At 60.7% G+C, this 14,606-nt stretch carries 11 protein-coding genes; 2 read left to right on the top strand and 9 right to left on the bottom strand.

Going from position 1 to position 14,606, the window contains the following annotated elements:
- The first annotated feature begins 67 nt into the window (after positions 1-67).
- Entirely contained in the window at positions 68-847 is a 780-nt protein-coding gene (locus tag EGY12_RS07655; protein WP_123893041.1) for a class I SAM-dependent methyltransferase, read from the top strand.
- Positions 848-858: 11 nt separating this feature from the next.
- Here the strand turns inward: EGY12_RS07655 and EGY12_RS07650 are convergent, their stop codons facing one another.
- Together EGY12_RS07650 and EGY12_RS07645 are read right to left on the bottom strand one after the other, a co-directional pair.
- On the bottom strand, positions 859-1,221 hold the full coding sequence (locus EGY12_RS07650; protein WP_123893040.1) for a YibL family ribosome-associated protein: 363 nt from the start codon (positions 1,219-1,221) through the stop codon (positions 859-861).
- Between the two features lie 73 nt (positions 1,222-1,294).
- A complete protein-coding gene (locus tag EGY12_RS07645; RefSeq protein ID WP_123893039.1) occupies positions 1,295-2,761 on the bottom strand; it encodes a PLP-dependent aminotransferase family protein in 1,467 nt (488 codons plus the stop codon).
- 142 nt (positions 2,762-2,903) lie between these two features.
- On the opposite strand from EGY12_RS07645, the gene EGY12_RS07640 reads away from it, so the two are divergent.
- A complete protein-coding gene (locus tag EGY12_RS07640) occupies positions 2,904-3,512 on the top strand; it encodes a LysE family translocator (protein ID WP_123893038.1) in 609 nt (202 codons plus the stop codon).
- On the opposite strand, the gene EGY12_RS07635 is transcribed toward EGY12_RS07640, so the two are convergent.
- The 7 genes from EGY12_RS07635 to EGY12_RS07605 all read right to left on the bottom strand — a co-directional run bounded on the left by EGY12_RS07635 (position 3,509) and on the right by EGY12_RS07605 (position 14,599).
- The gene (locus tag EGY12_RS07635; protein WP_016929575.1) at positions 3,509-4,060 is read right to left on the bottom strand and encodes an MltR family transcriptional regulator; all 552 of its coding nucleotides are present in this window, start codon (positions 4,058-4,060) and stop codon (positions 3,509-3,511) included. The two genes, EGY12_RS07640 and EGY12_RS07635, sit on opposite strands and share 4 nt — an antisense overlap.
- 94 nt (positions 4,061-4,154) lie before the next feature.
- A complete protein-coding gene (locus EGY12_RS07630) occupies positions 4,155-5,300 on the bottom strand; it encodes a mannitol-1-phosphate 5-dehydrogenase (RefSeq protein WP_123893037.1) in 1,146 nt (381 codons plus the stop codon).
- A 58-nt stretch (positions 5,301-5,358) separates the two neighbouring features.
- On the bottom strand, positions 5,359-7,278 hold the full coding sequence (locus EGY12_RS07625; protein WP_123893036.1) for a PTS mannitol transporter subunit IICBA: 1,920 nt from the start codon (positions 7,276-7,278) through the stop codon (positions 5,359-5,361).
- Positions 7,279-7,818: 540 nt separating this feature from the next.
- Positions 7,819-8,538 carry a DUF3053 domain-containing protein gene (locus EGY12_RS07620; protein ID WP_049200646.1) on the bottom strand — a complete coding sequence of 240 codons (720 nt, stop codon included), beginning with the start codon at positions 8,536-8,538 and terminating at the stop codon, positions 7,819-7,821.
- 344 nt (positions 8,539-8,882) lie between these two features.
- Positions 8,883-10,952, bottom strand: coding sequence for a glycine--tRNA ligase subunit beta (gene glyS, locus EGY12_RS07615; RefSeq protein ID WP_049200604.1), 2,070 nt, complete (start codon positions 10,950-10,952; stop codon positions 8,883-8,885).
- Positions 10,953-10,961: 9 nt separating this feature from the next.
- The gene (gene glyQ / locus EGY12_RS07610; protein ID WP_004933966.1) at positions 10,962-11,879 is read right to left on the bottom strand and encodes a glycine--tRNA ligase subunit alpha; all 918 of its coding nucleotides are present in this window, start codon (positions 11,877-11,879) and stop codon (positions 10,962-10,964) included.
- A gap of 731 nt (positions 11,880-12,610) precedes the next feature.
- On the bottom strand, positions 12,611-14,599 hold the full coding sequence (locus EGY12_RS07605; RefSeq protein ID WP_123893035.1) for an autotransporter outer membrane beta-barrel domain-containing protein: 1,989 nt from the start codon (positions 14,597-14,599) through the stop codon (positions 12,611-12,613).
- Positions 14,600-14,606 lie beyond the last annotated feature (7 nt).

Raw genomic sequence — 14,606 nt, 5'->3', positions numbered from 1 at the left:
TGCCGCGTTAACCCTACTCTTCCGCCTATACTGTAGCCGCACGTTTTTTCAGCCAGGAGCCAGGTATATGACCACCCCGACCCATTCGATTCATCACGCCGCCGCCGAGGGCTATCAGGCCAACGCCGATCGCTATGTGAAGGGCCGGCCGGATTACCCGCCGGAAATCGCCGTCTGGCTGCGTGAGACCATCGGCCTGCACGCCGGCATGACGGTCATCGATCTCGGCGCCGGCACCGGCAAGTTCACCCCGCGCCTGCTGGAAACCGGCGCGCAGGTGATCGCCGTCGAACCGGTGCCGCAAATGCTGGAAAAACTGTCGGCGGCGCTGCCGCAGGTAAAAACGCTGGCGGGCACCGCCGAGGCGATCCCGTTGCCGGACGAGTCGGTCGATGCGGTGGTATGTGCCCAATCCTTCCACTGGTTCGCCACGCCGCAGGCGCTGGCGGAAATCCAGCGCATCCTCAAGCCCGGCGGTAAACTCGGTTTGGTGTGGAACATGCGCGATGCGCGCGTCGGCTGGGTGCGTAAACTGAATCAGATCGTCGATCGCCACGAAGGCGATGCGCCGCGTTTCTATACCGGCGAATGGCGCAAGTTCTTCCCGTTCAAAGGCTTTGAACCGCTGCAGGAGCAGGTGTTTATGCTGGGCCACCGGGGCGCGGTGGAGGACGTGATCTACAACCGGGTGCGTTCAACCAGCTTTATCGCCGCGCTGCCGCAGCCGCAACAGGAGCAGGTTATCGATCAATTGCGCCAACTGGTGGCGGAAGAAGAGGAGCTGCGGGGCCAGGACACGGTAACCGTGCCCTATCAGACCAAGGCGTATTTCACCACCAAGGCCTGACGCCCGGGGGTTCAGAACGCTTTCTTGGCGTAACCGGTGACCGCTTTCAGGCCCATCTCGCGGCCCAGCGCGGTCATCGGATGCACCACGATCAGCCCGCGCACGCTTTTCTTCAGCGACCCCATGTCGGCCTGTTCTTTCTTGGTGATCTCGCGACTGAACGGCAGCTTGCTCAGCTTCTGCGCTTCGGCGCTCAGCTTCTCGCCGCGCACGTTTTTCAAACGCTCAATCTCTGTCGCCAGCTTCTCTTTCTCTTTGGTGTGCTGTGCGATCAACTCAGGGTTGCCCTGTTGGATCACGGTGGTGTCTTTGTGGTTCAAGGCGTCCAGCAGGTCGCTCAGGCGCTTGATCTCTGCCTTTTCTTTCTCTTTCATGGTCTCTGCCCGTTTGTGCCCAAAATGGCACGCTAATCAATGATACCGGCATTGTAGCAAAAGGCGCGCGCCGTTACCCGTCCTGCGCAATGCCGGGCGGCAGGCCGCTCATCTCGCAGGCCCTGGCGCCGAGCCGGGCCAACGCCTGGGTGTAGCGCGCGTTGAACGGGTAGCAGCAGGAAAGCCGCAGCGCGTTGCGGTAGCGCCCGCTGGGGGAATACAAGGTGCCCGGCGTCAAACAGATCTGCTCTTCCAACAGCTGGTGGAACAACGCCACGCTGTCAACGCCGGGAGGGAACTCAACCCAGAACACGAAGCCGCCCGCCGGCTGCGTGGCCAGCGTGCCGCGCGGGAAATGCCGGGCGATCAGCGCCCGCGCCTCGTCGACCTGTGCCGCATAGCGCTTGCGCAGGTTGCGCAAATGGTGATCGTAGCCGCCGCTTTCCAGGAAGGTCGCCAGCGTTTCCGACAGCAGCTGCGACTCGGACATCGACGATACTGCCTTCAGCTTGCGCAACGCCTCGTGGAAACGGCCACCGCAGATCCAGCCGACGCGAAAATCCGGCGCCAGCGTTTTGGTAAAGCTGGAGCAAAACAGCACCCAACCGTCGCGATCGAACGCCTTCACCGCCGGCGACAGCGCGCCGCCGAACTGGATCTCGGCATACAGCCCGTCTTCAATCAACGGCACCTGATGATCGTTCATCAGCCGCGCCAGCCGCTTTTTCGCCGCCAGCGGCATGGTGCAGCCCAGCGGGTTTTGCACCGTCGGCATGGCGATCACCGCGTTCAGCCGCTTCTCATTCAATAGCAGTTCCAGCGCGTCCAGCGACAACCCCCGCTGCGGATCGGTGGGAATTTCCAACGCTTTCAGCCCCAGGCTGGCCAGCAGCGGCAGCAGATAGAAATAGGTTGGCGACTCCAACCCGACGCAGTCGCCCGGTTTGGTGGTGACGCGCAGCGCCAGCTGCAGCGCCTCCATGCAGCCGTGGGTCAGCACCACGTCACCCGGCTCCAGCAGCATGCCCAGCGTCATCGAGCGGCGGGCGATCTGCTGCCGCAGCCGCAGGCTGCCGGGCGGCAACGGATACTGCCCGATCAGACCCGGCTGGCGGCGCAGCTGAGAGGACAGCATGCGCCCCAGCTTGCCGCCGGGATAGAAGTCGCTGGTCTGCGGGCAGGCCAGCGCAATGTTGGTGAAAGCCGGGTTTTGCTGGGCGGCAAACACCGTGTCGATCAGCGCCAGCACGTCGTCCGCCGGCGGTTCGATGCGCCCGCTGGGCGCCGAGGCCATCTTCAGCGCCGGCAGCGTGCTGCGAACGTAAAACCCCGACTGCGGTCGCGCTTCGATCAGCCCGCGATCCTCCAGCGTGCGGTAAGCCGATACCACCGTATTGATACTGACGCGATGGGTTTGCGCACAACGCCGTACCGACGGCAAACGGTCGCCGGGCCGCAGCGTGCCGCGGCGAATCGCCTCGGCCAGCGTATCCGCCAGCTGCAGGTAACGGGTATCCGGGGTTTCATCAAGCAGGGTCACAGTTTCTCTCCAGGCAATGGGTACAGTTTACATTTTGCACAACTGTAACCATGACAATATCCGATTTGTGGTTCTGTCACCATCCTATCGCAACGATTAAGCTGATCCTCTCGTTATTACCGTCATTTTCAAGGAACCTGCCATGTTGGACTCCGCCTTTGTCAGCTACGTCACCGTCATGTCGATTACCCCCGGCCCCAACAACCTGCTGTTGGCCTCGTCGGGCGTCAACTTCGGCCTGCGCCGCACCCTGCCGATGTTGTTCGGCATCTGCGTCGGCTGTGCGGTGCAGCTGGCGATCATTATCCCGCTGTTGGCGCTGGCGCTGAGCTGGGCCGGCGTCATCCGCTTCCCGCTGGCAGTGATCGGCTGCGCCTACCTGCTGTGGCTGTCTTGGAAACTGTTCCAGGCGGCCTCGCCGGACGCCAAAGAGCAGGCGCAGCCGATGAGCCTGCTCAACGGCGCGCTGTTTCAGGCGGTCAACCCCAAAGCCTGGCTGATGGTGATCAACGTGGCGATCCTGTTCACCCCGCGCGAAGGCGCCACCTTCGTCCATACGCTGTCGATCATCGCCGGTTTCGCGCTGCTGAACCTGCCATGCGTGCTGCTGTGGGCGGTGCTGGGCGACCGGTTGCGCGACGCGCTGCGGGTCACCTGGAAGCTGCGCGCCTTCAACGGCGTGATGTCCGGCCTGATGGCCGCCACAGCGCTGTGGTTGTTGTTCGACGAGTGGCGCGCGGCCTTTGCTTAGCCGCGGCCGAGAGGAGAGAGTCGGGAAGGTTGTTTGGCGCCGATGCCGGCGATCAGATCGGTAATGGACAGCACCATGGTGGAACGCACCATCTGCTGATAGCGCTGGCGCTGCATGGCGATCAGCGCTTCATCCGCCTCGCCCGGCTGCAGGAAGGTCGGCACCGGCGGCAGCGCGGCCACGCAGTGCAGCTCGCCGAACGGCCCGAGGATTTCGTCGTCGACGAAACGGTATTCCGACCCATCGTGGTTCAGCTCTTCGCGCATCGCCATCAGCAGCTCGGCGTCTTCATATTCGTGGCGGGAAATCACCCCCAGCCCGTACATCAGCTTCAGGCGCACCGACAGCTCCCCCAGCGGGCCGCTGCCGGACAATAGCGGTTCAACGGCATATTTCACCGCGTAGTCGTCCTTGCGGAATACCTGCACCACCAGCACGTTGAGCGCTTCCGCCAGCAGCTCTACCGCTGCGATCAGGAAGCTGCGCACCGTTTTGCCCGCGTTCAGCTTTTCCAGAACCTGGTTTTCAAATGCCTGTGCTTCTTCCATCGTCGCTTTTCGAAAGGCGTGGGGAGGGCCGTCGATGCCGAACTCGGGTTGCAGGAGCGCAGCAAGCTGCGCTCGGGTGTTCATCATCACGATTCTACTTGTGCATGGCGTTATACACAGCAACGGCCTCTTCTACAACCTCGCTTTCCGCCGGCAGGCCGGAAATTTGCGCCAGCGCGGCTTTCGGCCCGAGCGTGTTCAGCAATTCTGCCAACTCCTGCGCCTGCGGATCCTGTTCGCTGCGGTAACTCATGGCGGCGGCGATGCCCTGAATCAGGTTGGCGTGCGGCAGGCCGTATTCCAGCGTGCCCAGCAGCGGTTTGATCAAGCGATCGCCGGCGCTCAGTTTGCGCAGCGGCTGGCGCCCCACGCGCTCGACGTCGTCGTGCAGATACGGGTTTTCGAAGCGGCCGAGGATTTTGTTGATGTAGGCGGCGTGCTTGTCGGCGTCGAAGCCGTAGCGCTTGATCAGCACCGCGCCGCTCTCTTCCATCGCCCCTTTCACCACGCGGCGGATCGCCGGGTCGAGAATGGCGTCGCGAATGGTTTGCAGCCCGGCCCGTTGGCCGAGGTAGGCGGTGATGGCGTGGCCAGTATTGAGGGTGAACAGTTTGCGCTCGACGAACGCCATCAGGTTGTCGGTCAGCTCCATGCCGGCGATCGCCGGAGGCTGCCCCTTGAACTGGGTCTGATCGACGATCCATTCGCTGAAGGTTTCCACCGTCACTTCCAGCGGATCGCTGCTGTCCGCCGGCGGTACGATGCGGTCCACCGCCGAATCGACAAAGCCGACGTGCTGCTCAACCCATACCTGCTCGTCCTGCGGCAGCGCGGCGAACACATGCTGCTTCAGCTGGCTGGTGCCGCGCACCATATTCTCGCAGGCGATGATGTTCAGCGGCTGCACATTGCCCTGCTGATGACGCAGCACCAACCCTTTAGCGATCGTGCCGGCTATTTTGGCAAGAATTTGCGGGCCAACGGCGGTGGTCACCAGATCCGCCTCGGCGATCAGCGCCACCGCCGCCTCGCTGCCGCTGTTGACGGCGCTGACGTTGTTGACGCTCTCCACGCGTTCTTGCTCGCCCACCACGTGCACCGCGTAGCTTTTACGGCTGTTCAGCAAATCCAGCACCGTTTGATTGACGTCGGCGAAGGTCAGCTCAACCCCTGCGTCCGCCAGCAGCTTGCCGATAAAACCGCGGCCGATGTTCCCTGCGCCAAAATGTAATGCTTTCATAACTCTACCTTCTTAATGTCGAAGGGTGCAGCAAGCTGCACCCTTTAAAATGATTCTGTTATCCGGCTTTTTTGCCGCCGAGCAGGTCCAGCACTTCCTGCACGCTGGTGGTATTCGCCAGCCGCTCAATCACGCTCTCGTCATCCAGCGCGTTGGTCAGGCTGGTGATCACCTGGATATGCTCGTTGTTGCGTGCGGCGATGCCGATCACCAGGCGGGCCACTTCATCCTCTTCCTCGCCGAAGCGCACGCCCTGCGGGTACTGGCAGAACACCACGCCGGTGCGCAACACCCGGTCCTTGGCCTCGATGGTGCCGTGCGGCACGGCGATCGACTCGCCCAAGTAGGTGGAGGTGAGTTTCTCGCGCTCCAGCATCGCCGGCACGTACTCCGCCTCGACGTAGCCGCCTTTCACCAGCTGCTCGCCGGCGAAACGGATCGCCTGCTCTTTGTCGCTGGCCTGCAGGTTGAGGAACACGTTGCTCTCGCTCAGCTTGAACAGGTTCGGCTCACCGGCTTCGAAGCTGTCGTCCAGCGCGCCCAGTACCTTCTGCTGGTTGTCGGTGGTTTTGTTGACCGCCACCAAACGGTCGACCAGATCGCTGTACAGCTTGCTGTCGAGGAAGTTGGTCAGCGAGATGTGCTGGGCCTGCGGCGCGTGGCGCATCGCGCGCTCGGTCAGATCGCGGTGGGTGATCACCAGATCCACGTCGTCCGGCAGGCTGTTGATGGCGCTGTTGGTCACCGAGATGTTCTTCAGCCCGGCGTCGGCCACTTTCTTGCGCAGCACCCCGGCGCCCATGGCGCTGGAGCCCATGCCCGCATCGCAGGCGACGATGATTTTGCGCACGGTGCTCAAATCGCCGTCGACCGATGCCGGCGCCGCTGCGCCGCCTTTGGACTGCGATTTCATCTCCTGCACGCGGCGGGTTGCGGCTTCCAGATCGTCATCCTCTTTCACCTTGGAGGTTTTCAGCAGGAAAGCGGACACCACGAAGGAGACGGCAAAAGCAGCGCACACCGCCGCAATGTTGGCGAAGTAGGCACCTTTCGGCGTCATCGCCAGCACCGCCAGGATCGAACCCGGAGAAGCAGGAGAAACCAGGCCGCCGTTCAGCATCGTCAGGGTGAAAACGCCGGTCATGCCGCCCAGGATCACCGCCAGCAGCAGACGTGGGTTCATCAGCACGTAAGGGAAGTAGATTTCGTGGATGCCGCCCAGGAAGTGAATGATTGCCGCACCGCCGGCGGATTGCTTGGCGCTGCCGCGGCCGAAGAACATGTAGGCCATCAGTACGCCCATGCCCGGGCCTGGGTTGGCTTCGATCAGGAAGAACACCGATTTGCCGGCTTCCGTGGCCTGCTGGATACCCAGCGGCGAGAAGATGCCGTGGTTGATGGCGTTGTTCAGGAACAGGATTTTCGCCGGTTCAACGAAAATGGACGCCAGTGGCAACAGGTTGTTTTTCACCATCACGTGCACGCCCGCCGCCAGCAGCTTGGACAGCACCTCCACCAGCGGCCCGATGCCCAGGAAGGCCAGGATCGCCAGCAACATGCCGATGATGCCGGCGGAGAAGTTGTTCACCAGCATTTCAAAGCCGCTTTTGATCTTGCCGTCCACCCAGCGGTCGAAATGCTTGATAGCCCAGCCGCCCAGCGGGCCGGCGATCATCGAGCCGAGGAACATCGGCATGTCGGCGCCGACGATGACGCCCATGGTGGTGATGGCGCCGACCACGCCGCCGCGATCGCCGCCCACCAGCCGCCCGCCGGTATAACCGATCAGCAATGGCAGCAGGTAGGTGATCATCGGGCCGACCAGCTTGGCTAAGGTTTCATTGGGCAGCCAGCCGGTTGGAATGAATAGCGCGGTGATAATCCCCCAGGCGATAAAGGCGCCGATGTTGGGCATCACCATGTTGCTCAGGAAGCGGCCAAAGTTTTGCACTTTAACCTTGATGTCTGGTGAAAACATAAAACACACCCCTATTGTTACGCGCTGACAATAGAGCGCGTGATTATTGTTGTGACGATCCAGCCGTGTTACCGCTGTATGCGAAACGGACTCTATCACGCTGTTTTTGTCACGCGAACTTCACGGATTTTTTGTGATACAAGTCACATATAACACCCCAGCAAACCACCATTTATAGTGATAAAGATCACATTTATGGCGTGTAAAAAAAGCACAGAGAGAAATAAACCGCCTATAAATCCACAATAAAGTGATGCGTGTCACATTTTTAACTTGGTGGTTTGTTTTTAAATTGTGACAAATATCACAATTTATTTTTAGCTGCAGCGCCCGATCGCGACGCTCTGTTTGATCTTCCCTGTGAGCACTCATCCCACCGGGAACTAGCGAAGTGATGAATGAAAGAAAACTACATTGCCTGATGAATGGATTAATTGAAGTGTAGTACAGAAGCCTGAGCAATAAACCAGCAAGCTATTGGAAACGCTGAGGGGAAATAAAACAGGCCGGCCTTGCCGGCCTGTTTCGTGCATGTATGCGTTATTGCGTCACGCTTTGAATGGTTTTCTGCGCATTCAGCAGGTTTTGTTGTTTGGCCACCAGATTCGACATCATGGTGTTGTACTGCGCCACCTGCTGCGCAGTGCGGAACTGCACGCCGTTGTTATTAAAGCTGACCTGATTGCCCTGGCTCTGCAGGAAATCGCCAACCTGCACCAGATCCTGCACGAAGCTGGCGGTAGTCGGGATCGCCGGCATCAAGGCGTTGGCCGGTGCGGTGACGATCTTGTCATAGGCCTGGTTGTACACCGCCTTCAGATCGTCGGGCTGCTTCAGCGCCGCGCGGGCGGTATCCGCTTGCGATTTGGCCGACTGGATCTGCTGGCCCAGCAGGTTCAACGCCCCGACCGATTGCTGCAGCGCATCGCGTTTGTTCAGGTAATCCTGCGCGGTGCGGATCTGGTTAATCTGATCCAGCGCCGGCGTCAGACTGGCGCCGACCGACTTGGACAACTGCTGAGAAAAACCGACCAAAATCGCGTAATCACCGGCATAATTGCCGAACTTCTGCTTCTGATCTTCGCTCAGCGTGGGGATGTTCGCCCCGCTGCGCATCACGGTATTCTGTAAGTAGTCGATAAATGCTTTGCGCTGTTCCGGCTCTTTATCGCCGCAGGCGGTCAATTGCATGACCACCAACAATGCCAATACCGGTGCCAACCAACGCGCGAAACCTCTGCTCTGGATCCCTACCGCCATGTGACATAACTCCTGTTATAAACCTGCTTTTTCATTGGACTCCGCCCCTTTTTCCGCACTCCGTGCGCCTATAAGAATAGATCAACTGGCGGCGTTCCGATACGCGATTCCGCTTGCGATGAGCATTGCCCCGGCCGGATGCGGTTGAAAATCGTGCGCAAAACGCACTGAGGTTCATTGCCGTCGGCGACCGGACGCTTCAATTTCCCCAAGTCGCCCCCCAAGTCGCCCCCCAAGTCGCCCCCCAAGTCGCCCCCCAAGTCGCCAGGCGACCTTGCCTTCGCGCCCAGGAAACGGAAATAAAAAAAGGCGCCCGCAGGCGCCTTTTCACAGCAGAGAATCGCTTACTGCAGCACGGAGATGTCCGCCACCTGCAGGAACAGTTCACGCAGCTTGCTCAGCAGCGTCAGGCGGTTCACGCGCACTTCCGCATCGTCCGCCATCACCATCACGTTATCGAAGAACGCATCCACCGGCTCGCGCAGCGCAGCCAGCTCCACCAGCGCTTCCTGGTAGTTGCCCGCCGCGAAGTATGGCTGCAGCTTGTCGCGCAGCACCACCAGATGAGTCGCCAGCTGGATCTCCGCCGCGTCCTTCAGCACCGAGGCACGCACGCTGTCGTTCAGCGTTTCGGTAGACTTGGCCAAGATGTTGGAGACGCGTTTGTTGGCCGCTGCCAGCGCCGCCGCCGCTTCCAGCGTACGGAAGTGAGACACCGCCTTGACGCGCGCGTCGAAGTCGGCCGGCTTGGTCGGACGGCGCGCCAGCACCGCCTGAATGGTATCGACCGCGTGCCCTTCTTCCTGATACCAGGCGCGGAAGCGGCCCAGCATGAATTCCACCACCTCGTCGACCACCTTGGCGTTGGTCAGCTTGCTGCCGTACAGGCGCACGGCCTCTTCGGTCAGGGTCTGCAGATCCAGCGGCAGGTTTTTCTCGACGATGATGCGCAATACGCCCAGCGCGGCGCGGCGCAGCGCGAACGGGTCTTTATCGCCTTTCGGATGCTGCCCGATGCCGAAGATGCCGGCCAGGGTGTCCATCTTGTCGGCAATCGCCAGGGAGCAGGCCACCAGCGACTGCGGCAGCGCATCGCCGGCATAGCGTGGCTGATACTGTTCGTTCAGCGCAACGGCGACGTCTTCCGCCTCACCGTCGTGGCGTGCGTAGTGCATGCCCATCACGCCCTGGGTGTCGGTGAATTCGAACACCATGTTGGTCATCAGGTCGCACTTCGACAGCAGGCCCGCGCGGGTAGCGTGGTTGACGTCGGCGCCGATCTGGCCGGCAACCCAGCCCGCCAGCGCCTGAATGCGGTCGGTTTTGTCGCGCAGGGTACCCAGTTGCTGTTGGAACAGCACGGTTTCCAGGCGCGGCAGGTTGTCTTCCAGACGTTTTTTGCGGTCAGTGTTGAAGAAGAACTCGGCGTCGGCCAGGCGTGGACGCACCACCTTCTCGTTACCGGAGATGATCTGCTGCGGGTCTTTCGACTCAATGTTAGCCACGAAGATAAAGTTCGGCAGCAGTTTGCCCGCGGCGTCGTACACCGGGAAATACTTCTGATCGCCCTTCATGGTGTAGACCAGCGCTTCCGCCGGCACCGCCAGGAATTTCTCTTCGAATTTGGCGGTCAGTACCACCGGCCATTCCACCAGCGAGGCCACTTCTTCCAGCAGGCTGTCGCTCAGATCGGCTTTGCCGCCAATCTTCTGCGCCGCCAGCTCGGCATCGCGCTTGATGAGGGCTTTACGCGCTTCATAGTCGGCGACCACTTTGCCGCGCTCCAGCAGGATCTGCGGATATTGGTCGGCGTTGTCGAGGGTGAACTCGGCTTCGCCCATGAAGCGGTGGCCGCGCACGGTGCGTGCAGACGCGATGCCCAGCACGGTGCCCGGGATCAGATCGGCGCCCAGCAGCATCGTGACGGTGTGTACCGGACGCACGAACTGCACGTCGGAGTCGCCCCAACGCATCAGTTTCGGAATCGGCAGCTTAGCCAGCGCGGTGCTGACCATGCCGGCCAGCAGTTGCTGTGCCGACTGGCCTTTGACGTGGGCGCGATACATCAACCATTCGCCCTTGTCGGTCACCAGGCGTTCTGCCTGATCGACGGTGATGCCACAGCCGCGCGCCCAGCCTTCGGCCGCTTTGCTCGGTTTGCCTTCGGCGTCGAACGCCTGGGCGATCGCCGGGCCGCGTTTTTCAATTTCGCGATCGGCCTGTGCCGCGCTCAGGTTGGCCACTTTCAGCGCCAGGCGGCGCGGTGCGGCGAACCAGCTCACGTCACCGTGTTCCAGGCCGGCGTTGTCCAGCTCGGCGGTGAAGTTGGCGGCGAAAGATTCCGCCAGGGAACGAAGAGCCTTCGGCGGCAGCTCTTCCGTGCCGATTTCCACCAGGAAAGTCTGTTGAGTCATGGCTGCCTCTTAGTTCTCGTTCTTCTTGTTGCACATCGGGAAGCCCAGCGCTTCGCGGGAAGCGTAGTAGGCTTCGGCAACGGCTTTGGTCAGCGTGCGGATGCGCAGAATGTAACGTTGGCGCTCGGTCACCGAAATCGCCTTGCGCGCGTCCAGCAGGTTGAAGGTATGGCCCGCCTTCAGGATGCGTTCGTAGGCCGGCAGCGGCAGCGGTTTTTCCAGCGCCAGCAGCGATTGGGCTTCTTTCTCGTACTGCTCGAAGCAGGAGAACAGGAAGTCGACGTCGGCGTATTCGAAGTTGTAGGTGGACTGCTCCACTTCGTTCTGGTGGAACACGTCGCCGTAGGTGGTAACGCCCAGCGGGCCGTTGCTCCACACCAGATCGTACACGCTGTCCACGCCCTGGATGTACATCGCCAGACGCTCCAGACCGTAGGTGATCTCGCCGGTCACCGGCTTGCACTCCAGGCCGCCGACCTGCTGGAAGTAGGTGAACTGCGTCACTTCCATGCCGTTCAGCCACACTTCCCAACCCAGGCCCCAGGCGCCGAGCGTCGGGTTTTCCCAGTTGTCTTCCACGAACCGAATGTCGTGGATGGTCGGATCCAGACCCAGCTCTTTCAGCGAGCCCAGGTAGAGTTCCTGAATGTTGTCCGGCGACGGCTTAATCACCACCTGGAACTGGTAGTAGTGCTGGAGACGATTCGGGTTTTCGCCGTAGCGGCCGTCGGTCGGGCGGCGGGATGGCTGCACATAGGCGGCGGCCATCGGCTCCGGCCCCAGTGCGCGCAAGCACGTCATCGGGTGTGAGGTTCCCGCGCCGACTTCCATGTCCAATGGTTGAACGATGGTGCAGCCCTGGCGCGCCCAATAATCCTGCAGTGTCAGGATCAGGCCCTGGAAGGTCTTGGTATCAAACTTTTGCATGTTGAATTCGCACGCGATACAAGTGGATTTAGATGGAATGCGCCAGTATACCCTTTGACCGTAAGATATACAGCCAGAATCCGGCAACAAGTGCGAATCGGGGCGAGAAACGCTGGATTTTCACACGTCGGCCACAGTGGGAAGGGATGACGTTCCGGCCGGCTCCCGCTGTCCGCGAGCCGGCCGGAAAGGCGTGAACCACCAAAATCATTAGATTTATTTAACAAAAAGCCACATTCTCCGCCGCTTAAATAGTCAATTAACTGAACGCTATTTCCCCTCCACCCACCCCAATTTATGCTGATTTAAGTACGAACATCCTTATATTTCTCACAAGATAAAGTTACGAGAATGTTACTCTTGTTAATTTTATCAACTAAAAAACTCCCCTCACCGAGAGATAATGTGATCAAGCGCCAGATTATTTCTTATTAACGTGAAAAATAAGGCGATACCGCGCGGCGGGACAACACACCGGGTGTGGCGAGAAGGTCAGGGATGAAATACGGCACAAGCGGGTCACAGAAACAAATTGACAGTTAATCTTTGGTTATACAATAATAAATAAAATTTTCCCTGGTGTTGGCCAAGTGGCTACCTGATCCTTTCATAGGATCAGTTTTTTTTTGTATTTCCGCCAACGTCATTGCGGCCCGCATAATTCACGCCAGGCCGCTCCCCGCTTAAATTCCTTATCAGACCTTATGGCTTCTCCTGCGCCGTTGGCCAATTCAAAAACGCGCGCTGACGCCGACGTTATACATAAACTGCTCGCCGCTGCTCAGCCCGCCGGTTTGCGACACGGTGGCGAAGGCCGATACCCTGTCCGTCAACGGCATGTTGGCCCCCAGCGTGACATCCACCCAGTTTTTGTCCTGGCCCGCACTGTCGCGGGTGAACGAGGTTTGCGTCGATTTCAGGCCACCGCCGGCGCGGTAGACGTCGTCGCCGAACTGATGCTGATAACTCACTTCCGCATAAGGGTTAAACACGCCGAATTGCGTATCCAGCCGCCATCCCAACGCGCCGATCTGCGAGTGGTAAGTTTGATCGTTGAAGCGCATGGCGGTGCTGTCATCGCCATCTTCACCGTAGCCGGAAACGCGGCTGTAATCCCAGGCGAACTGCGCGACCGGCCCGGTGGTCAGGTAAGAAGTAATCGGGAAGTCATAGCCGGCGGTCACGCGCGCGCCCCACTGCTTGCCGGTGGTCGAACCGGTTTCGGTGCGCGTCAGCGGCCCCAGCCGCATGCTGCGGCGGATATCGTCATAATCCATCGTCGCATAGTGCAGATCGGCGTTGACCCAACCATGCTCGAATAGCGCCAGCGAGCTGAAGGCCGACAGCAGCAGCCCGCGCGCCTTGTAATCAAAGCGGCTGGAGGGATGCTGATCGTCGTTGGAACCGGCGATCAATGCGCCGATCAACCAACCGTCGGTCAGTTGATAGTCCACGCCGACGGTCAGGTTGTGGGTCGTGGCGTTGCCGTCCCCCGCCGCCCGGTTATCGGCATAGTCGTAGTGCTGGCCGGCGTAGCCGCCGAACACGCCCAGCGAGCCCTGCGGATTATCGCCGTTGCGCAGCTGCTGGAAACGGCTGTCGAGCGTGGCGCGGCTGTCGCGCGCCATCGCCGCAGTCGCCTGATTCAGCGCCACCACCTGCGCCGGGCCATCCAACACCGCCTGGATATAATCCGCAATCAGCAGGTGCGCCTGCGGGCTGGGGTGGAAATGGTCGGAGAACAGATAAGACTGGCTGGCGTCGAAGCCGGGCATATCGGAACGGCAAACCGCGGAGGAAACACCCGGCGGGCAAGCCATACCGGCGGTGTTGGCAAAGCCGAACTGCGCCGGATTGGCGATCGCTTCGGCGAACAGCTTGTTGACGTCTACCCGCACGATATTGCCACCGCCCTGCGCCAGCAAACGGTCTTCACTTTGATTATAGAAATCGGTCAGTTGAGCGGCCTGTGCGCTCAGGCTGTCATACGCCGCGATAAGCTGAGTGGCGATCGCCTGCTGCACCTGAGGAATGGCGCTGCCCTGCTTCGCCGCGGCGGCCAACGCCGCGTGGATCGCCTGCGTGCGTGAGGCGTTGTCCGGCGTCGCCACCGAATTAAGCGTGGCATAGGCCGCCTGGATCGCCGCTCCCTGTACCGGTGACAACGCCTGTTGAATGATCAATTCCATCAGCTGCGGCGTGGAGCCAATGTTCGGCACCGTCGGCACAATCACCGTGCCGGCGCCGGCGTTCAGCAACGAATGTACCTGCGCAGCGGCCGCCGCAGCGCTGTTATAAGCCACGCCGGGCGCGGTAGCGGCATTCAGCGCCGCCGCCGCCAGATCGTTGCCGCCGATCCAATGAATATACAGCCCGTCGCCGTCAGCCTGGCCGTTGACCCGGTTCAGATAGCGCTGCACCTGATCCTGGGTGTTGTCGGCCGGGTTCAGACCCGGCACCGCCACGGCACCGCCGGCGGCGTAGTTTTCACCGCCGTTGTCCGAAGCCACCAGCGCCGCCCCGATGCGTTGCGCCAACGCTTCGTCGTACAGCAAGTGCTGGTTGCCGTCATAGGTGAAACGGCCGTTGTTGCCGGTATCGCTCAGGCTGTCGCCAAAGACGTAGAGTTGATCATACGCCTGAGCCGGAAGGGTCACACTGCAAAATAGCGCCACTGCAAGCGCCGCCGGGCGGGGCATGCACGTTATTTTTAGAGGCATGAATCGA

The sequence above is a fragment of the Serratia sp. FDAARGOS_506 genome (assembly GCF_003812745.1).
Taxonomy (GTDB): domain Bacteria; phylum Pseudomonadota; class Gammaproteobacteria; order Enterobacterales; family Enterobacteriaceae; genus Serratia.
Note: the sequence above shows the minus strand (reverse complement) of the source record. Positions and strands in the feature narration are given on the sequence as shown.